This window comes from Maledivibacter halophilus, from assembly GCF_900167445.1.
In the GTDB taxonomy this organism is placed as follows: domain Bacteria; phylum Bacillota; class Clostridia; order Peptostreptococcales; family Caminicellaceae; genus Maledivibacter; species Maledivibacter halophilus.
In genome coordinates, this window is the sequence record NZ_FUZT01000008.1 from 164,743 (window position 1) to 184,650 (window position 19,908).

Below are 19,908 nucleotides of genomic sequence, written 5' to 3' on the forward strand. Positions count from 1 at the left end.
GTGTAAAAATTACTTGCTTGATACCTAATCTATTTCATAGGTTTTAAACTCAGCTGCTATTTCCACATCACCTGGATAATAAGTTTTAACTTCATTAAGTATGGAACTTAAATCATATTCAGGCCATATATGTGTTAATAGAAGCTTCTTAACTCCCAATGAAGTAGATAATTCACCTACTTGCTTAGTAGATAAATGATATACATCCTCTGTTAAATCCTCTTCCATTATATTACATTCACATAGAAGTACATCTGCATCCTTTGCTATTTTTGCTAAATTATTACAATATTTAGTATCACTTGTATAAACAAATTTTTTGTTATTTTTTTCTACGATTACAGCAAAAGTTTTTACTGGATGAGACATCTCCTCAAAGGTTATTCTCATATCACCAATGTTTAGTAAGGTTCTTTCATTTAATTCATTTAATATAAAAGCATCTTTATACTGTATTTTATTATATGTTTCCAATGGGTCTTGCGGCGCATATAGAGGAATACTCTTCTTAATTTTTCCCTTAGCTTGGTTAATTCCAAGGGCATATCTCATAATCATAATATCGGATATATGGTCACTATGTAAATGGGTTAATATTATTGTATCCAATTCCTCTAGACTATTTATCTGCCCTAATAATCTACTTAATATTCCATTTCCACAATCTATTAGAATTTTAATTTCTTCATCTTCTAAAAGATATCCTGAACAGGCGCTTCCAGCCCTGGGGTAGGGTCCTGAATTACCTAGAATCGTAATTTTCATACACTTCTCCTCCCACTTTTATATTAAAACAAATACGACTAATGTCGTTTTTGAATTTTCAATTTTAAATAGCTTTAGAGTTTCTTTTTCTTTATACTATTATAAATATCGGAACTTTTCAACTTTAAGATATATGAAGAATTCTATAATATGTAGTTTCCCCATATAATAAAAAACCTGTATCTATTTATTATGGATACAGGTTTTTGGTACTATTCTCAATGTTAAATTATCTTTCTAGAATTTTTGATTTTTTTATAGCAATTGCAATTGGGAAAAATATAATTGCTCCTATAAATCCTTGAAGTACATTGGGTCCAACTTCTACAAGAGGAGTCTTAAAATTTCCGATCATTATAGCCTGAGCAATATAATAGCCTAATGCCATCCATACCGACCCTATTATTATGGCTGCTATATTTCTATAGTTAAATAAATTTTTATTCTTTTTATCAGCTATTTTCCCTACTATAAATCCCATAAGTCCTTTAACAATAAGAGTTGGAAGAGCATATGCCGGTGCAACAAGCAAGTCAGCTAATGCTGCTCCTAAGCCTCCTGCCACTAAACCATATTTCCATCCAAAAATAATAGCTGCTAAAAAAATAATACTATCTCCTAAGTTCAAATATCCTCCAGTTGCGGGTATTGGAACAGTAACTGCAATTGTGGCAACTGCCACTAAAGCTGTTAAAAGTCCTGCAATAGTTAAATCCTTTGTGCTAAAATCATTCATTGTACTCCCCCACTTTAAACAATTGTATTGTTAAGTATTAATTCTTTTTTATTATAATACAAATTGTATCCCTTGTAAATAGATGACATTAAATAAAAATATAAAAAACCAGAGAAGTGTATCGATACACTTCTCTGGTTTTCATACTTCTAAAACATTACAACTTTACAATAGCTAATTCTAACTTTTCTCCAAATTCACTTATAATAAATAATTTACTTTTATCAGGTGATTCATAAATCTTATTAATCGTACCATTTGCTTTATATTTAACATAATTTGAATTCAGGTCTGACACATATACACCGTTATTATGAACATATAGAAATTTATCCTTGGCTAAACTTTTTGAAAGAATTAATTTATTAGTTCCTTCAATGTTTGTATTAAACCTTTGAAGATTTCTAAAATCCTTTTCATCTCTATTGCTAATGTCAATAACTTTTACAATATTTTCTTGGTCCTTACCATAAAAGGATATATATAAATCATTTTCTTGTGCTGTAATTTCAAAATCATTGCTATTTTTAATTATGTCTTTAAAATAACTTTCTAGATCAGAAAGTTCATTTCTTTTTATATTATAAGAACAAACCTTGCTAAAAGCATATATATTTTCATTTTCCAAGTACTTGCCCACAGCTATAATGATTTGGTTGTTATTACTCCATACAGCAGGTTTTATAACTTTATATCCTTTGCCCATATTTTGAATAAATTTAGTCTTCCGTGTCTTTAGATTAAAAAGACCAACTCTGTCCCCTACTATATCCCTTGATTTCTTTTCCTTTGTATTGGTTTGTGAATTGTCTTCAAGATATGTAAAAGCTATTATTAAATTGTCTTTTCCCCAAACTGGATTTATTCCCAAAAGGTTTTCAGCATATGCTTTTCCTGAATCCGCTCCATACACTGAAAAATTACTCTCTTTAAAGTTTTCTCTATTGACGTTAGATACGGCTATATACCCAGCTTCGTGGGAAAAGCTAATACAGCTCTTAAAATCCTTAAATATTTCATTATTTATATCATGTTCTATTTCAGCAATCTTTTTAGTATTAAAATCGTAAATCTTTATAATATTTTGCTTTCCATCATAATAGGCTATTTTCCTATTATTATTGGACATTTTAAATAATAATTTATCATCAACCTTTATACTTGATGCTAAAAACACAGGTTCCTCATCTCTACATAAATGAAATAAACCATTTTTATCCTTTCCCTCTATGTATATTACATAATTATCCTCGTCTATTGACTTTACAAATTGAATTTTTTCTTTAAAATGGCTTCGATAAAATTCATCTTTTTCAGCATTTTTATCCTCAGAAAAAAGCTTATTGCTATAATCAAATTGAAAGGATTCAAATTCGTCATTATCTTCAACTTTGCCTTTAAACTCAACAAGATCTTCATTTATCCAAATTATATCCCTAATATCATTTATATCTGAAACGTATTTTATAAAATTTTCTCCATCAACAACCTCTACCCCATTATCTTTATACTCATACTGGTCTTTTGACAAACTTATAACCTTAATATCGTCTTTCAATAATGCTGCCACAGTAAATGTCACCACTGTTATGCCACAAAGAACTATTAGTATTTTCTTACCCTTCATTATTCTTTTTCAACTCCTCATCCATTCTACGTTTAGCTTCTTCCAAATTCTTATAAGCAGAGTCAATCTTATCCTTTAACTTGATAAGTACTTCATTGGTATGATTATTATTTAGAAATTGATATATATCAATTTGTTTGTTTTCATTCATAAGGCTACTTAGCTTTGAATATGTGAATATTCTGTATATTTTCTTGCCTTTAACTAGAATTACCATATCATTCAATAATAGTTTTTTTAAAAGCTTGTTAAGCTTTTCTATTCCCTTATTGTTTATTTCTTCTATTTCCTTTGAATTAACAATTCTTCCAATAAGCTTCTTATTGCTAAATAAAAAATAGTTTTCATCAATATAAGCATCACTATTTCTTTTTATTTTAATAAATTTAAACTCACCTCTCTTTACCTTCCTTGATTTTCCAAAGGCTTCAAAGTAAAGATCCTTGAGGCTCCAGTTTATATTTCTAATTTTTATTATTCCACCATTTGCTATTACATAGGTATTGTCTTCTTCAATTTTTTCATCAATTCTAATTTTAGTAAGGGTCATGGTATCTAAGTTTAATGCTAAATCTTCATTTTGCTGTTCTATACACTTAGCTATTAAATAAAACCTCATATATTCACCCCGTAAAAGAAAATAATATAAAATAAAGATAAATCCCAACTATTATTTCTATTTGTTCTACTTTTTAAAGCATCTTTCCATATATAACTTATTTATTAATTCAATTTCTTCCATATTAAAGCCAAATACTTTATACAATTTCCTATCTATATCATATTGATATTTTTCAATCAATTTGAAATCATAATTATCTCTACAGCAAGAGAGAATTTCATTGACTATTGTTTCAACATATTCCTTTGTTTTTGTATCAAAGCTGATATTAATAGGGATTTGAGATAATGGACTGGAATACAGCTCAAGATAATTTCCTTTTCTTTTCCCCATATTATATAGCCAAAAATACATAATTCTAGAATTTAATAAGCCTAATAATACTTTCAAATTAATATTTTGGACTTTTCCCGTAATAAAATATACATCGGCACTGGCATACCACATATCTTCATTATAGCCAAAATTATTCTGAAGAGCTCTATGGGGTACAACTATCTTAGGACCTTCAAATATTCTTTGATCTCTATACCACTGAAGGGCAAACCAGCTTCTAATTCCCCTTTGAGTTTCTCGTCTTAGCTCTAGTACATCTTTATATTTTTTCAAATGCTCCTGTATAATAAAGCAATAATATTCATTACAGATATTTTTATCAGTAAAATATAATATATACTTATCGGTGGAATGATTTGTAAAGTATTTTTTAATATTACTATTTTTATAGAAGGGCTTAAGAAGTTTGCAGCTTTCCATATTCTTATTTTTTATTTCTTCTTTATCCAGTATAAAAATTCCTTCATTAACTTCAATTTTATTTTTTGCTATACTATCTTTTTTAAATTTCCCCTGAAGCATCCTCTGAGTAACCTTATCTGCTCCACTGACAATACCCTGGTTTATATTACAGATATCTCCCAAATTCAAGCTGGAGAATGCTCTTATTTTCTTCAATATGTTCCAAAATCTACAATCGGGAAAAACCAATATATTTCCATTATCTCCATAGAGGTCACTTTGTTTATTTACTATATAGCTTGTTATATTTTCATTATTAACTTTTTTATTATTTATAAACTTAAGGACTTCGTTTGTTTCTAATTTATAGTTCTTTATGTATTTTATATTTGAAGTTTTCTCTTCATGGGCACCTTTAGTTATAGTGAATATCATATTGTGCTGGCCCCTGGCAGATTTAAAAATTTCATATTCATTAAAATTAATTATATTCTTAAAGCTCACTGTACTCCTTAAATGCTTTCTAAGTTTTTTGGCCCCATCTGCAGTAATAAAATAATTAGTTGTAATATATGACAAAACACCATTATCCTTTAAAATGTCAATTCCTCTATAAATAAAATAGTAAAAATAGTCCATTTTCCCTTCATAGTATTTTTTACCAAATTCATATTTCTTAATCTCTTCAAATACAGATTTATTTCCCTTTTCTCCTATATAAGGGGGATTACCAATCACTATATCGAATCCTCCCTCGTTTATAACATCATTTATTTTAGAAACATTAAATATTTCATTTCCCAGCACACTATTTCTTTTATACATATTAATATTTAATTTTTCAAGATTTACACATCTATGATCATTAAGTATATCTATGTACTTTAAAATAGCCATTTCAAGGGGCATTTGTTGTATGTCAACACCATATATATTCTTCTCTAATATAGACTTTAGCTCAGCATATTCATCAAATTCATAGCTTAATTCTTTATATATCCTTTTCCTGATCATAAATATTTTCTTTAATACATGATGAAGAAACAACCCCGAGCCACAGGATATATCAATAATCCTTAAATTTGATAATATATCTAATATATCTAGCAATTGGGAAGGATCAATATCATTTATAATTTCATCATCTATAAGCTTTGCTAAATTTCTATTATTTATTTTTGCATTTTCCTCAAAATATACTTTTAAAGAATTAGAAACCATAAACTCAATAATAAAATTAGGAGTATAATAGCTTCCTGTTAATTCACGGACTTTGTCATTTAAATACTCTTCAAAAATACTGCACAAATGTAACAAATCCAGATTCTGTGTAAACCCACTGGAAAGCTCTTTAGAATCTGTAATATCCTCCATTGATATCTCTATATTACCAATACTTTCATTTAAAAATTTAATATAGGAATCATAACTTATTTTAGTTTTTTTAAATACAGCTTTTCTTATTAGGTTTATAAAAACTTCTTCTTTACTCATATTTTCTGCATCAAAATCTAATAAAATATCATCAAGGACTTTGATTAAATTATTCTCCATTCTATTATTCCTTCCATTGTCTATTGATGTCTATTATATTATATTTGAATACTGTAATTAGTACAAGCCTATATAGATGTACACTTGTAAAGTTTAATTTATCTATATAAAAATATTCAGCTTTCTCTAAACTTAAAAATCCAACACAAATTGTGTTGGATTTTTAAAATCTATTATTTTATAACTTTATATTTACCTTCTGCTATCTTTTTTACTCCATCTATTTCCTGGATAATTTCATCTACTACTAAATCAATATCTTTAATAGTTAAATCTATACCCTTTTTCTTCAAATACTTCATGATAGTTAACAATCTAATATGATAGTTACATGGATTTTTAAAATAAGGATGTTTTTCTATATATTTTTTTATTTTATTCCTATTAATATAGCATCCTGTGTCAATACTCTTATTAACCATTTTTTTCTCAACTTTTCTTAAATAATCATTCAAATGCTTCTTAGGATCATTATATTTATTCAACAATGTCTTAATATCATTAATAACATTTTCCATTTCAATGTCATCCGATGGTATCCCTACAATTATTTTTTCATTATCCCCGTCATACGGCTCCGATAAATCCGCATTCGCAGTTTCCATAGAAATAACTGTACCCCTTTCAATTAATTATAGATAAATAGTATAAAAATCAAACTGAATTATAAATAAAAAGTTAACAGATTCTATTATATCTTAATGTTACAATTAATTCTACTACCTTTATGGTTAACTGTCAAATCATATTAAATCATCTATAGTTATAAATTCATCACTTATATGCTTTATAGAATCATTAGCTAACTTTTCTATTATTTCCTTAGCTTTATCATTATCAATTTGAGAAATACATTCTATTTCTAATTTATCTTTAAACAATACAATCTCACCTAATATTTTCTTTTTTTCTTCTTCATACATAATATAGTAAGATGAATTATTCTCTCTATAATCAAGTTCAATATTTTTATTTTCTAATAAAGCTTCATATATAAAATTATGATTTAAAACTGCATAATTACTTTGAAACACAGAGTATTCATTATTATCTTCGACTTGCTTTTTTGCCAAATCATCAATAATATCTGCAAAACTATATAATAATAAGGAATTTTCTTTGACAAATTCTTGTATTTCATAAATTCCTTTTTTTTCTTTATAATTTTTAAATTTTTCATAGAAAGATTTTTCTATTGAGTTTCGAAAAGCCTTGTCCAATATTAAGTAATCATCTAACACAAAATTTTCACCACGAAATTCTACAACCCTTCCTAGTAATAGATCATTAGAATTTATTTCTTTAATGCTTCTTTTAATATTTAATTCCTTTTTAGAAAAAATATCAATTAGTTTCTCATCTTTTTTGTGAAATTCAAACTCATATATTGACAAGTATGAATTTATTAGACTTTCAAGCATATCATATTGATTTTTAATTATTTTATTCCCATTTATTCTTTTATATTCTTCAAAAAAGTTATTTTTATTTTCTAATTTATAATCCCAAAGCAGCCAAGCGGTAAAATTTTTTTCATCATAAGAATAACTATTTCTTTCTATTATTGTCTTAAACATATTCTTTGCCCTACTAACTTCATTAGAATAATCGTCTCTTAAAGAAAAATATAATACTTTATTAAGAACTTCATTTTCTAATAAATTAAATTCATCTACAGTTATATTCATCTTTTCACTCCTTAAAAAATAGGCTTTTAATCTTTTTTATACTTATTTGTTTCCATCTATGAAAAGGAAATCAGGTGCTAAGTGCGTAAAAAACTTTATTCATTTTTAACACACTTAGCACTTTGAAACTAAGGGGACAGTTTTGGGTAATTATTTATATTATTCTAATAAAACCACCTTAATTTAATCCCAATATATAATCTAAGGCAGGAGCTTCTTTATAAAATTCATGGAATCTATACTCTTCCCTGGCATCTAGGGGATAAATTTTTCTGAAAATTTTTTTCAAATCACTATTATTTATATCTTTAAGATCTAGATCAGCTAATCCTTTTGCAATTATCTCAGCCAATTCTTTATCAATTTGATATATATCATAATCACTTTCAGCAAAAACATTCTTTAAAAAACTAATTTCTTCATCGTTTTTAATATCTATTATGGCGATATCATAAAGTTTATCATACCTATCTTTGATGTTCTTCACCAATTTATTCCAAGTAGCAATTCCTTCATTATTAAATTTACTCGTTATTTTTCCTTTATCTTCAAATACTCTTAAGAGTAAAATTTTACAACAATAATTAAAACAGGATTTTTTTAAAAACAGTCGGCACCAGTCTACTTCATCATATTCAAGATTTTTCCTACTATCTATTCTAAATTTTTTAATTAAACCAATATTTTCATATTCATATTTTATTATAAATATCTTTATGAATTTTTCAAGTACCTCTACTATGTCCTGTATTTCATACAAGCTTTCTTCCTCCTTTCATAGATGAGATAATTAAATACTTCAGCCCCTACTACATAATATTTCACAGTCCTTGTATTTGTCAGCTGATTTTTGAAATAATAATAAGTATTTTTTTATTTACACACATATATTTATATTGGGAGGGATCTAAATGAAAAAATATGTCATAGCTACATTAATTATTATGATTTTGGCAACTTCATTATTCTTGAACTATCAAAGCTTTGGAGAGCTTTATACTTCTGCTATGAGTACGATAAATATATACAACACTTCTATTCCCTATGGACTTATTAATCAATATAAAAGTGATAATCCAACTAAACAAAAAGAAGCAGAAGCAGAGATAAAAAAAATTTGTTTAAACATTCTTCAATATCCTAATTGGCAAAATCTTTTAAACTATATAGATTTAAAAATATACACTGGAAATATTCTACCCGAGGCTGGTGACGAGCTTCTTATTGTATTGAATTTGTCTAAAGATTTAGCGGCAGTATGTATTTTTACAGACCAAGGTCAAGGCTATAATTACTTTGATAAAATTAATAATCTATTGCCTGTAGAATCAATTAAATTTATAAATATACCAAATAGAAATTATAATTTTTTAACTGTATATCAGATAGCTGATGAAAGGCTTGGAGCTTATTATTACGAAAATTTTTTCGAGATTTTTATGTTTAATGGAGAGATTTTCGAAAAAAAATTAAGAGAAACTACATTTTATGAAGAAATCTTTAAAAGCATTTGGATAGATGATACAGCACCAAAGGATGAATGGATTAAAAACATGCTTAAAAATACCATATTATTCAAAGAAAATTCCACCTTAAATATTTTTGTTTCTGGAACAAAAAATAAATATAAAGCTTCTGGTTCAGACGCAATCCCTAATGCAAGTGATTTTAACTTAATAGATAGCAGCTCATATAAGTATAAATACTTTTGGAATCAGGACTCTGAAGAATTTAGTAGAAATAATACAATTACAGCTTTTAGTAACACTCTCGTATTCATTATAGGAGATAGTGACACCGATTATAAGAATTTATGTAATTTTTCTAAAAATAAATATAAGTTGTTGACTACTTCTGGTAAAATAATTTATATAGATAAAAATTTAATAGATGAAGATATTTAACTTTTTCATTTAAAATCATACTAAAGAATTGGGAGTTGATATACTTGGCAATAAAACTGTTTTATAAAAATACATATATTAAGGAATTTAATGCAAATATTGTACACATAGTCGAAAAGGATGACAGCTTTCATGTAGAGCTTAATCAAACTGCCTTTTATCCTGAAGGAGGAGGGCAGCCCTGCGATGAAGGATATATCGGTGATATCAAAGTATCCCATGTATATGAAGACAAGAACAAAATCTATCACGTCTTAGATAAACTGCCATCAACACTGGAAAATATAAAATGTACCATAAACTGGGAAAAAAGATTCGATCATATGCAGCAACATTTAGGTCAACATATATTATCTGCTGCCTTTGAAAAACTCTATGATGCAAATACTATCGGTTTTCATTTAAGCCCAAATACTGCAACCATTGATGTAGATAAGGTTTTATCTGGTGAAGATATTAAAAAAGTAGAATACTTTGCTAATCAAATAGTTTTCAATGACTTATTAGTAAAAGTATTATACCCTACTAAAGAAGAGCTTGAAAGTCTTCCTTTAAGGAAAATGCCAACGGTTACCGATGATATCAGAATAGTTAAATTAGATGATTTTGACTATTCTCCATGTTGTGGTACCCACCCAAATAGAAGTGGAGAAGTTGGACTTATTAAAATAAGGAAATACGAAAAATATAAATCAGGCCTGCGAATTGATTTTATATGTGGAAATAGAGCCTTAATGGACTACAGCATAAAAAATGATATTACTAATTCCCTTTCATCCCGTCTCTCTGCAAAACTTGATGAAATTTTAAATATTATAGACAAAGATAGCGAAGAACTTCAAAAAATAAAAAAGGAAAATAAAAATTTAAAGGAACAAATTATAAAATTTGAAGCTGCTGAATTGATGAAAACTGCTAAATTTGAGGGAAACACAAAAATAATAAAAAACATATTCAAACATAGGAACTTTAATGAAGTAAAACTTTTATCATCTATTTTAGCAAATAATGACACAACCGTTATTATTTTCGCAATTGACAATAAAGATAAGGCACAATTGATTTTTAACCGTTCAAAGGATTTAGATAAAATTATTATGAAAGATATTTTAAATAAATGCCTACCTTTAATCGATGGAAAAGGCGGCGGAAGCCCTTCTACTGCCCAAGGAGGGGGGACAAATACTGATAATTTGGAAGCTGCTATTAGTTTAGCATATGAACAAATTAAAAAAATATGTTAAATATAAACAACTCTAAAGTTTAATTAATTTATTTTTCTCTATTTAAAATTTCTTATAAAAAAAGGCTCATTTTTGAGTCTTTTTTTTTAACACTTTTTCCCTTTGTTCATATAATATTATTAAGGCTAAATAAAAAATTATTAATATAACCATTTAAAAGGAGGACTTTTCCTATGTGGAACAATCAATTTGGATTTTATCCACCAATGATGAGGGCTTATGGTAGAAACTACGATGATGATTTATGTCTCTACTATGAAAAAGAAAAAGTTTATTATGATAATAGATACCCAGAATGCTTTAAAGAAGCATTGAAAGATTTGGAATGCCAAAAAGTTGATATTTCTTTAGTAAATGGAGAAGCATATTGTGATGTTACCCTTGATGAGGTTGAAAGAGATTATGTTGCAATAAGAAAAAATGATTGTGGATCAGTTTGTTTAATTCCAATTAATAAAATAGCTAATGTATGTGCATCTGAAGATCTTGCTAAGGATCTATGGGGTCAAAGAGTAAAAGGCGACATGAATAAAATGAATAATAAGTACTATTGTAAATAATTGTTTAAGAAATAAGGAGCCTTTAGTTAAAGACTCCTTATTTCTATTCTAAGTTTTTTAGTAAATTCCTTGAGTTATCATTGCCTCTGCAACTTTTTTAAATCCGGCAATATTTGCTCCTGCCACTAAATTATATCCTAATCCATACTCTTTAGAAGCTTCACAAGCACTTTTATGGATATTTATCATAATATCTTTTAATTTATTATTAACCTCTTCAAAGCTCCAGGAATATCTCATGCTATTCTGTACCATTTCAAGGGCTGAAGTGGCAACTCCACCAGCATTCGCCGCCTTAGCTGGAGCCAAAAGAATTTCTTTCTTTAAAAAGAATTTTATAGCATCATTACTGGTAGGCATATTGGCCCCTTCACCTACTGCAATAGCTCCATTTTCAATAATATTTTTTGCCCTTTCCATATCTATATCATTTTGAGTTGAACATGGAAGTGCTATATCATATTTGAATTTACCTTCCCAGACATTGCCTTCATGGTACTTTGAACCCTGATGTTCCTTAACATATTCTTTAATTCTCTTTCTTTCAACCTCTTTTAATCTCTTAACTGTATCTAAATTAATGCCATCTGCATGGTATATGTATCCAGCTGAATCAGACATAGCAACTACTTTTGCTCCTAACTCTGTGGCCTTTTCACATGCATAAATTGCAACGTTGCCTGAACCGGAAATAGCTATAACCTTACCCTTAATTGAATTATTATTGGCCTTTAACATCTCTTCAACAAAATAAAGCAATCCATATCCGGTGGCTTCTTTTCTTGCTAAGCTTCCACCGTATTTTAAGCCTTTCCCAGTTATTACTCCATTTTTGAAGGCTCCTCTTATTCTTCTATATTGACCATATAAATAACCTATTTCCCTTGATCCAACCCCTATATCTCCAGCAGGCACATCTACATCAGGACCAATATGTCTGTATAACTCAGTCATAAAGCTTTCACAGAATCTCCTTATTTCACCATCCGATTTTTTTTTAGGATTAAAATCTGAACCCCCTTTACCTCCTCCAATAGGCAAACCCGTTAAAGAATTTTTAAATATTTGTTCAAATCCCAAAAATTTAATGATTCCAACATAAACAGATGGGTGAAATCGTAATCCACCTTTGTATGGTCCAATGGCCCCATTAAATTGAACCCTAAATCCACGATTAACATGAACTACTCCATTATCATCAACCCATGGAACTCTAAAAATAATTTGTCTTTCTGGTTCAGCAATTCTTTCTAAAACTGAAGTCTCTTTATATTCAGGATGTTTTTCAATAACTGGCTCCAGAGAATAAAATACTTCTTCAACAGCCTGAAGAAATTCATGTTCATCTCTATTTCTATCTTCTACTTTTTTTAACACCTCTTGTATATAAGACATATACACATCTCCTTCTAAAATGAAAAATAAAGAAAAAAGTTACTTTTCTTTATTGTTTGTCTAAATTATCCTCATTATCATACCAGTTTATGTCAGCTTTAAACAAAAAATGGAGTAAGATATTAATCAATACTCCATTCTTTTTATTTCATATTTTTTTAATTTAAGAATTTATCTCAAGCCAATCTATTGCACCTTGAACAAGCAAAGCCGTTCCTTTCCAAAACACCCTTTCATCTAAATCAAATTTGGAATTATGGTGAGGATAAACAACTCCATCTTATTTTCGTTTTATAGGAATTTAAGTAAAGGTTCTACTATTTATTAAGCTTTAAAATTCTATTTAAAATATTTTTTCTTAACTCATCTACACCTTTAAAATCCATATTAGGTATATAGTACTCCTCCATACGATCATGTACTTTTTTAGCTATAGCTATATTAGAAACTGCTAAGTTAATCAATTCTTTGAGCTTTTCATTATCCAGCTTAATCTCTTCTTTTCTTGTTTTTAATAATTCCCTATTAAGGCATGAATCAATATCTATTACTTTGTTATCCTTTTTATTAAATTTGGACGATGCAGTTATGGCTGTAGATATATTTTTTATAACTATGTGGTCTACTTTTTCGGGAATAAAATGATTATGGAATAATTCAACATCATATCCTTTGTTTAGGCCCACTTTAGCAATCTCTTTAAGTATGTCTGACTGAGCTGAATCATAAACGCCTTTTAAAACAAATATTTTTTCATTGAGATCGATAACTGTTTCAAGATAATCCTTTATTCCTTCAGGGGTTATTGCACTGCCAAATAAATGTCTTTCTTTCCCAATATCATTACCAAAAACTATTTCACCAAATATTTCGATAATCAGCTTTCCAATAATTTTATTGACTTTAGCAGGGTAGATTGCTTCATCCATATTGGCTTTAATATTATCATAAATACCCTTAGCCCCTGCAAGATATCCATAGGCCCTTCTAAAGTTTCTGCCTACTTCTTTATTGTCTTTCATTATATTAAATTTATTGCCTATCATCTTTTCTTCATTCCAGTAGTCTCCCAGATGTATTATCTCCATCATCAACCCTTTTAGGATATTTATTAATATCTATTTCATAATCACCATCTATTAGATAGAACTTAATCTTATTTCCTTTGATTACTATTTTGTCGATAAATGTAGCTACTAAATCCTTGATATCTTCGTCTTCACTTAAGGCTTTATAATTAAGCTCCTTATTTACCATATCATAAAACTTTTCTAATCTTTCTTTTTTAGTTCTTATATGAAGATTTTTATTCTCTATCATTTGCAGCTCTTTGTTTAATCTACCTTCAGCCTCCTGAAGCTCAGCATTTTTCTTTGCATAGCCTGCTTTATTAACCATTCCCTCCATATAAAGGTCTAATAGCTTATCTTTTTTATCTTGAATTTTATTGATTTTTTTCTTGATAATCACAAGATTTTGATTAGTGCTGCCCTCATTTAAGCTTTCCTCTAGAACTGTCATCATATTTTTTATAAATTTTTTTCTGTTTTTATCATCAGATATAGCTGTAAGTAAATCAACAAATATATTTTTTAATACATCTTCTCTTATATAGCTACCATTTTCACAGCCCTTTTTACCCTTGTTATAATTAACACTGCATTTATAAATTACTCTATCTGTCTTATCCTTATTTTTCATAGTTCTTTTTCTATATTTCGCTCCACAGCTTCCACATATTATCTTACTTGAAAATAATGACTTACTGTATCCAATACCCTTTTCCTTATATTTTCTTTTATTGCTATTTAATTTTACTTGAGCCTTATTCCATGTATCTCTATCAATAATTGCTGGATGATTATCCCTTATTATAATATAGTCCTTATCTCCGTTATTTTTCTTTCTTGCATGGGTAAGATAGTTAACTGTGTAATATTTTTTCTGCTTTAAATCACCTGCATATTTTTCATTTCCTAGAATTCTTCTTATTGATGAATGATTTATCTTACCTCCCATTTTTCCTTTGGTTATTCCTATTTTCTCTAGTCTTCTTACTATTCCATGTAGAGATTCATCCTCCAATAGATACCAATTAAAAATCCTTTTAACTATATCTGCTTCAGCTTCATTTATAGAAAGCTCCTTATCTACTAAATCATATCCTAAAACTCTATTGGCTCCAAAGACAACACCGCTTTTCATAGCTTGCTTGTGTCCAGATTTAACACGTTCAGATATCTTCCTTGATTCTTCTTGTGCCAATGTGGCCATCAACGATAGTCGAAGCTCTCCATCATTATCTCCCGTATTTATATTATCTATCTTAAAATAAACATCAACACCATACTCTTTAAGCTGTCTAGTATACTGTAATGTATCCACTGTATTTCTAGCAAATCTTGATACTTCCTTAGTTAATATTAGATCGAACTTCCCAGTTGAAGCATCATGAATCATTCTATTAAATGCTTCTCTCCTTTTAGTAGAGGTTCCACTTAATCCTTCATCTACATATAATCCGCAAAAATTTAAATCATCATGTCTTTCTATGTAATCTTCCCACATTTTTTTTTGATTTTCTAGAGAATTAAGCTGGTCTTCATGGTCACTACTTACTCTACAATATGCAACTGCTCTCTTTATCATAATTACCCTCCAATCAAATCCATATCCCTAATACCCTTTTTAGATACTAACATTATATACCTTTTATGGTATTAGGACAAGCAGCTGATCCTATATCGTAAATCTCATATAATTTTTTCACCATAGTATTGTATTCCTCTTGATTTATCATACTATTTCGCTTTAACTTTTTAATAAAAACAAGACTACTTTTATATAGCCACAAATTATCCTTTTGCACCTGATCCATACAATACTACCCCCTTATATAAAAAACATATGCTCTGCACAATATGTCCTATTTCAAAATTTTTATCTACATAAATAAAAGGACAAAGGTAAAATACTACCTTTATCCTCAACAGCACGATTTATTTAAAATAAGCTTCTTCTTTTTTATTATTTATAAATCTTTTAACTTCTGATATTGAATTAGTTACCTTGCAATTTGGAAGTGCCTTTACAACTCTATTGTAATAATTGCCGTTCTTCTTCATTCTGGAATCTAAAATAGATATTACCCCCGTGTCAGCTTCACTTCTTATAAGCCTACCAACACCCTGCTTAAGCTTAATTATCATTTCAGGTACAATCACCTTATCCTTGTATTCATCAAGGCTTTTATATAATGTCTGCTCATATTCTGATATAGGATCTGGAACAGCAAAGGGAAGCTTTACAACTATGAGGGAGGATAATATATCTCCTGGTACATCAATTCCTTCCCAAAAGCTGCCTGCTGCAAATAGTACTCCATTTTTACTATTTTTAAAGGTATCTATAGGATTTGTCATACCCTTCCCCATTTTAATAAGGGGATATTCCTTGATAATGTCGGATACATTTTTAAAAACAAGTCCCATAGCTCTGTAGGAAGTAAACAAAACTACAGTATGTCCATGTGCAGCTTTTATAAGCCTTCCTACTTCTATCGATAATTCATTTATGTATTTATTATCCTTATTATTTGGAAAAGGTAATTTATCATTGATATACATCAAGGTATTTTTTTGATAATTAAAAGGAGAGCCTTTAGTGACTTCATCAAGCCTTGCTCTCCTTACATTTTCTATTCCAGTTTTCTTTTTTAAATGGCTAAAGGAACCAGACTCTGATAATGTCCCCGAAGTAAGTATGATGGGTACTGGCTTTATCCAAAGATCATTAAATAGTCTTTTTTGAAGATCCTTTGGTATTGAGCATAAAGTAATTTTATTTTTATCCTTGTTTGCTATTTCAAGCCAGTAAATAATATTATCTTCCTTCAAATAAATATTGCATCTTCCTTTAATATCCTTTAAGCTTCTTAAAATATAGTAAAGCAAATTTTTCTTATTAGGCATAATATAAATATTATTTTCTATAATATCTATCAAGCTATCTATTCCAAAAATAATGCTTTTTATGCTTACCCATGCTTTTTTATTTATACTGGTCTTAAATTTTTCTGTATCTTCAAATATAGTGTCCCTTGGAATATTATTAAATAGCTCAGTGTATAATCTATTTGTATTATGAATTAATAATTTAATATACCTTTTAACAGATTTTTTAGTTTTCTTTCTTTTGAAATTAAGCTTTCCTATAATATTTAATATTTTTAATATGTATGTCTTTGATAATGGAGTATTATACATTTGCCTTGCAGTATCCATAATCTTATGGGCTTCATCAATGACTATTAAGAAATAGTCGGGTATTAATGGTGATTTGTTTTGACTCCTTCTTTTTATATCTGCTAATAAATAATTATGGTTACAAATTTGTATATCATAGGTAGGAGACATAGCTTTATTGAGAAATCTATTATATCGACAGCTATAATACTTCCTGCATTTATTGCTGCATTTATCATTTACATTAATTCTGCTCTTTACATAAGGTGTAAAATCATCATAATCATCTAGATCAATTTGTTTATAGCTCAATTCTACCAATTTTTTAAGCTTTTTGTATTCAGGCTTATCTTTAATACTTCTGATACAATCCTCCAGCCTTTGATCACATATATAATGTCCTTTTCCCTTTCTTACTACTGCTAATAAATGGGCTTGCAATATTCCCCACTCTTTAAGAAGCTTCGATAGCTCAGGAATATAGTCTTCTATCAATGCTTTTTGTAATGCTATGCTAGATGTTGATATAATAATGGGCTTTTTAGGCTTTCTTTTTAATTTTTCTTGGACTCCCTCAAATTTACTCTTACCGATACCCTCGATTTTCTTTTCTTTGATTAATTTAAATATAATAGCTGCTAATAAATAAGCAAAGGTTTTACCTGTTCCTACCTCAGCTTCACATAAGGCTATATTGGATTTTTTAATAGAATGATATATACTAGCTGCCAAATCTATTTGATTTTTTCTTATGGAATATCCATACTCAGGTAGTACATGCTTAAATATATTCTTGATTAAAGTCTCACCCTTATCTTCTGCAAATATAGTTTGCTTTCTCTTGAGCAACAGCTTTCTTTTTTCAATGTCCATCTGCTTTTTTCACTCCTGTTATTTGTATTTATCAGGCAATAAAATAATAGGACAAAGTATTTCTAATAAATTTGCCATATTACTTTATTGCCTGATAATTTAGTTTTATTAGATTTAAGTATTTAAGCAGCAGATAGTTAATCTGCTTCATAAAAGTCACCGGTATTCTTTCTCAAATACAAGCGTACATTTTCCTCCCACTGTAGGCAGGCTGCTCTCCTTAGGATTACTTAGGACTAAGCAGAAGTATCATTATATTCCTCTATGGATCATTGCGATTTATCAGTACTACTGATAATTTAAAGGCAAAAATTATCGCTCAAAGGTAGCTCCCTTGTCATGGCGTTTTTCCTTATGTCGCTTTCTAAAATAGTCATAGAGGTAACGTACTTAAATACTGTCTATATGGATAAAGCATATTCTGAATTATCATTTTTCAAAGATCATGAGATGGATATAAAAATCCCCCTCACTTCTTTAAGGAAAAAAATGAGGGGGTGAACGAAAAAATTTTATTCTTTTATTATTTTTTTCAATTTTTCCAGCAGCTTTTTCTTTCTATAGCTTAGTGTACTTTGACTTATTGATAATTCCTTTGCTAATTTTCTTTCACTTTTATCATTAAAAAACAATTCTTCAATAATCATTTTTTCATATGTATTTAACTGTCCAATGGATTTAAGCATTTTCTCTATCATAATTTTAGTTATAACTTCCTCAGAAAGGCTTATTTGCTTGTCCAGCATTTTGTTTTCAATAGGATAGCCTTGCTCCTTTAATGCATTAAAGGACAGATTTTTTTTACTGCTTACTTTTTCAATATACCTTTCATGCTCATAGTGCTTATAATATTCTCTGTAAACCTTCTCACTTACACTAATTCTCTTTCCTCCAGCTATTAATGTATAATCCTTCATTTTCCACAGCCTCCATTTTTTCATTTGATTTGTGACAGCAAAGTTGAAAAAATGAAGGCTTAGGGACTACGACATCTTATTTGCATTGGTACTGCCCCTTTCTTTACAAAAAACAAAAAAGGAGCCCCACGAAAACGTGTGACTCCTTCCTCAGCTAGCCATTACACCTATATAAATTTTTAAGCTTTAAAATACACACCTAAAAATTGGTAAAAAAAAGCTCCCTAACTGCTAGCAGCTAAGGAGCTAATGCTTTGGCTTTTTATTCTATTTTTGTTTATATTTATGCTATTATATCAAGTATAACAGTATCAAAATATCGTGTCAGTACCAATCAAATGTCAATATAGTCTCAATCCAGTTTCAATTTAGTCTCATTCAATATGTAAAAATCCCTGCCCTTTTTAATTCCTTTGCCAGTTTAGGAATTAGGTATCCCCAAAGTATCGTCCCTAGTAGGTTAATAGCTTTCTTTTTTTCACGAAAATATGTAGAGCGTGACATTGCCAAATATTCTATCATTTCCTCTGTTGTATATTTATAATGTGCTATATAGGCTTTGTATAAAATATCATAATATTTTTCCCCTGTATTGGGATAAGACTTCATCATTGCTAAAGCTTTATTTATTAGATTAATAAGACTTTTACTATTCTCTATACTTTCCAATCGACTCTCTAGTCTTTTCCTTGAAATAAACAATTCTATATCAGCTAGGTTATCAATAAATTCATCTAATTCCCTTTGTGCCTCATATTCACACTCTTCCTTTACCATTTGAATATCATTGTTTATTCTCCAAGCTACTTCTCCATAAAGCTTAAGCAGGAGCTTAGTATTGTGATATACATTTGGACTTATTTCCCCTTTGTTTTTTACCTCTAATCCTTTTATCCCAGCTTGATATCTTTCTCTCATATCAATAACCCCCTTTTTCTTGACAGAATTTTATTTCTAATATAGTATAATTTTAAGAACTTTATTTCTTATTTTAGAACATACGTTCTCTTGTGTCAAGGAAAATTTATGAAAGTTATGAAA

At 28.6% G+C, this 19,908-nt stretch carries 18 protein-coding genes; 3 read left to right on the forward strand and 15 right to left on the reverse strand.

Annotated elements, in window-relative coordinates:
- Positions 1 to 24 precede the first annotated feature (24 nt).
- The 8 genes from B5X81_RS16160 to B5X81_RS16195 form a co-directional block, all read right to left on the reverse strand.
- Positions 25 to 765 (reverse strand): MBL fold metallo-hydrolase, encoded by a 741-nt coding sequence (locus B5X81_RS16160; RefSeq protein WP_079493166.1) that lies wholly within the window; start codon positions 763 to 765, stop codon positions 25 to 27.
- Positions 766 to 994: 229 nt separating this feature from the next.
- Positions 995 to 1,501: an ECF transporter S component gene (locus B5X81_RS16165; protein ID WP_079493167.1), complete on the reverse strand. Its 507-nt coding sequence runs from the start codon at positions 1,499 to 1,501 to the stop codon at positions 995 to 997.
- A 157-nt stretch (positions 1,502 to 1,658) separates the two neighbouring features.
- Positions 1,659 to 3,128 carry a hypothetical protein gene (locus B5X81_RS16170; RefSeq protein ID WP_079493169.1) on the reverse strand — a complete coding sequence of 490 codons (1,470 nt, stop codon included), beginning with the start codon at positions 3,126 to 3,128 and terminating at the stop codon, positions 1,659 to 1,661.
- Entirely contained in the window at positions 3,118 to 3,747 is a 630-nt protein-coding gene (locus B5X81_RS16175) for a hypothetical protein (RefSeq protein ID WP_079493170.1), read from the reverse strand. Before B5X81_RS16175 ends, B5X81_RS16170 begins: the two co-directional genes overlap by 11 nt.
- Positions 3,748 to 3,813: 66 nt before the next feature.
- Positions 3,814 to 6,042 carry an Eco57I restriction-modification methylase domain-containing protein gene (locus tag B5X81_RS16180; RefSeq protein WP_079493172.1) on the reverse strand — a complete coding sequence of 743 codons (2,229 nt, stop codon included), beginning with the start codon at positions 6,040 to 6,042 and terminating at the stop codon, positions 3,814 to 3,816.
- Between the two features lie 173 nt (positions 6,043 to 6,215).
- Positions 6,216 to 6,647, reverse strand: coding sequence for a hypothetical protein (locus B5X81_RS16185; protein ID WP_079493173.1), 432 nt, complete (start codon positions 6,645 to 6,647; stop codon positions 6,216 to 6,218).
- A 138-nt stretch (positions 6,648 to 6,785) separates the two neighbouring features.
- Positions 6,786 to 7,730, reverse strand: coding sequence for a hypothetical protein (locus tag B5X81_RS16190; RefSeq protein WP_079493175.1), 945 nt, complete (start codon positions 7,728 to 7,730; stop codon positions 6,786 to 6,788).
- Positions 7,731 to 7,908: 178 nt separating this feature from the next.
- Positions 7,909 to 8,490: a hypothetical protein gene (locus tag B5X81_RS16195; protein ID WP_079493176.1), complete on the reverse strand. Its 582-nt coding sequence runs from the start codon at positions 8,488 to 8,490 to the stop codon at positions 7,909 to 7,911.
- A gap of 151 nt (positions 8,491 to 8,641) precedes the next feature.
- Here B5X81_RS16195 and B5X81_RS16200 point away from each other — a divergent pair, with 151 nt between their 5' ends.
- The 3 genes from B5X81_RS16200 to B5X81_RS16210 all read left to right on the forward strand — a co-directional run bounded on the left by B5X81_RS16200 (position 8,642) and on the right by B5X81_RS16210 (position 11,438).
- On the forward strand, positions 8,642 to 9,634 hold the full coding sequence (locus B5X81_RS16200) for a hypothetical protein (RefSeq protein ID WP_079493178.1): 993 nt from the start codon (positions 8,642 to 8,644) through the stop codon (positions 9,632 to 9,634).
- Between the two features lie 44 nt (positions 9,635 to 9,678).
- Positions 9,679 to 10,878: an alanyl-tRNA editing protein gene (locus tag B5X81_RS16205; RefSeq protein WP_079493179.1), complete on the forward strand. Its 1,200-nt coding sequence runs from the start codon at positions 9,679 to 9,681 to the stop codon at positions 10,876 to 10,878.
- Positions 10,879 to 11,051: 173 nt separating this feature from the next.
- Positions 11,052 to 11,438 (forward strand): hypothetical protein, encoded by a 387-nt coding sequence (locus tag B5X81_RS16210; protein ID WP_079493181.1) that lies wholly within the window; start codon positions 11,052 to 11,054, stop codon positions 11,436 to 11,438.
- A 57-nt stretch (positions 11,439 to 11,495) separates the two neighbouring features.
- On the opposite strand, the gene gdhA is transcribed toward B5X81_RS16210, so the two are convergent.
- From gdhA to B5X81_RS16240, 7 genes are all read right to left on the reverse strand, one after another.
- Positions 11,496 to 12,833, reverse strand: a complete 1,338-nt coding sequence (gene gdhA, locus B5X81_RS16215) for an NADP-specific glutamate dehydrogenase (protein ID WP_079493182.1) — start codon at positions 12,831 to 12,833, stop codon at positions 11,496 to 11,498.
- Positions 12,834 to 13,150: 317 nt separating this feature from the next.
- Complete coding sequence (locus tag B5X81_RS16220) at positions 13,151 to 13,921, reverse strand: hypothetical protein (protein WP_079493184.1); 771 nt, start codon at positions 13,919 to 13,921, stop codon at positions 13,151 to 13,153.
- Complete coding sequence (locus tag B5X81_RS16225) at positions 13,887 to 15,482, reverse strand: recombinase family protein (RefSeq protein WP_079493185.1); 1,596 nt, start codon at positions 15,480 to 15,482, stop codon at positions 13,887 to 13,889. The genes B5X81_RS16220 and B5X81_RS16225 overlap by 35 nt, the downstream gene beginning before the upstream one ends.
- Positions 15,483 to 15,534: 52 nt before the next feature.
- On the reverse strand, positions 15,535 to 15,711 hold the full coding sequence (locus B5X81_RS27555; RefSeq protein ID WP_170917466.1) for a hypothetical protein: 177 nt from the start codon (positions 15,709 to 15,711) through the stop codon (positions 15,535 to 15,537).
- Positions 15,712 to 15,832: 121 nt separating this feature from the next.
- Positions 15,833 to 17,950, reverse strand: a complete 2,118-nt coding sequence (locus tag B5X81_RS16230) for an ATP-dependent DNA helicase (protein ID WP_079493187.1) — start codon at positions 17,948 to 17,950, stop codon at positions 15,833 to 15,835.
- A gap of 512 nt (positions 17,951 to 18,462) precedes the next feature.
- Complete coding sequence (locus B5X81_RS16235; protein ID WP_079493188.1) at positions 18,463 to 18,867, reverse strand: sigma-70 RNA polymerase sigma factor region 4 domain-containing protein; 405 nt, start codon at positions 18,865 to 18,867, stop codon at positions 18,463 to 18,465.
- Positions 18,868 to 19,245: 378 nt separating this feature from the next.
- On the reverse strand, positions 19,246 to 19,785 hold the full coding sequence (locus B5X81_RS16240; RefSeq protein ID WP_079493190.1) for a hypothetical protein: 540 nt from the start codon (positions 19,783 to 19,785) through the stop codon (positions 19,246 to 19,248).
- Positions 19,786 to 19,908 lie beyond the last annotated feature (123 nt).

What these genes read in the sequence shown, in the direction of transcription:
- B5X81_RS16235 (WP_079493188.1), bottom strand. Translation starts at nt 18,867, where the DNA reads ATGAAGGATTATACATTAATAGCTGGAGGAAAGAGAATTAGTGTAAGT.
- B5X81_RS16185 (WP_079493173.1), bottom strand. Translation starts at nt 6,647, where the DNA reads ATGGAAACTGCGAATGCGGATTTATCGGAGCCGTATGACGGGGATAAT.
- B5X81_RS16170 (WP_079493169.1), bottom strand. Translation starts at nt 3,128, where the DNA reads ATGAAGGGTAAGAAAATACTAATAGTTCTTTGTGGCATAACAGTGGTG.
- B5X81_RS16220 (WP_079493184.1), bottom strand. Translation starts at nt 13,921, where the DNA reads ATGGAGATAATACATCTGGGAGACTACTGGAATGAAGAAAAGATGATA.
- B5X81_RS16240 (WP_079493190.1), bottom strand. Translation starts at nt 19,785, where the DNA reads ATGAGAGAAAGATATCAAGCTGGGATAAAAGGATTAGAGGTAAAAAAC.
- B5X81_RS16190 (WP_079493175.1), bottom strand. Translation starts at nt 7,730, where the DNA reads ATGAATATAACTGTAGATGAATTTAATTTATTAGAAAATGAAGTTCTT.
- B5X81_RS27555 (WP_170917466.1), bottom strand. Translation starts at nt 15,711, where the DNA reads ATGGATCAGGTGCAAAAGGATAATTTGTGGCTATATAAAAGTAGTCTT.
- B5X81_RS16200 (WP_079493178.1), top strand. Translation starts at nt 8,642, where the DNA reads ATGAAAAAATATGTCATAGCTACATTAATTATTATGATTTTGGCAACT.
- B5X81_RS16165 (WP_079493167.1), bottom strand. Translation starts at nt 1,501, where the DNA reads ATGAATGATTTTAGCACAAAGGATTTAACTATTGCAGGACTTTTAACA.
- B5X81_RS16160 (WP_079493166.1), bottom strand. Translation starts at nt 765, where the DNA reads ATGAAAATTACGATTCTAGGTAATTCAGGACCCTACCCCAGGGCTGGA.
- B5X81_RS16225 (WP_079493185.1), bottom strand. Translation starts at nt 15,482, where the DNA reads ATGATAAAGAGAGCAGTTGCATATTGTAGAGTAAGTAGTGACCATGAA.
- B5X81_RS16210 (WP_079493181.1), top strand. Translation starts at nt 11,052, where the DNA reads ATGTGGAACAATCAATTTGGATTTTATCCACCAATGATGAGGGCTTAT.
- B5X81_RS16175 (WP_079493170.1), bottom strand. Translation starts at nt 3,747, where the DNA reads ATGAGGTTTTATTTAATAGCTAAGTGTATAGAACAGCAAAATGAAGAT.
- gdhA (WP_079493182.1), bottom strand. Translation starts at nt 12,833, where the DNA reads ATGTCTTATATACAAGAGGTGTTAAAAAAAGTAGAAGATAGAAATAGA.
- B5X81_RS16230 (WP_079493187.1), bottom strand. Translation starts at nt 17,950, where the DNA reads ATGGACATTGAAAAAAGAAAGCTGTTGCTCAAGAGAAAGCAAACTATA.
- B5X81_RS16180 (WP_079493172.1), bottom strand. Translation starts at nt 6,042, where the DNA reads ATGGAGAATAATTTAATCAAAGTCCTTGATGATATTTTATTAGATTTT.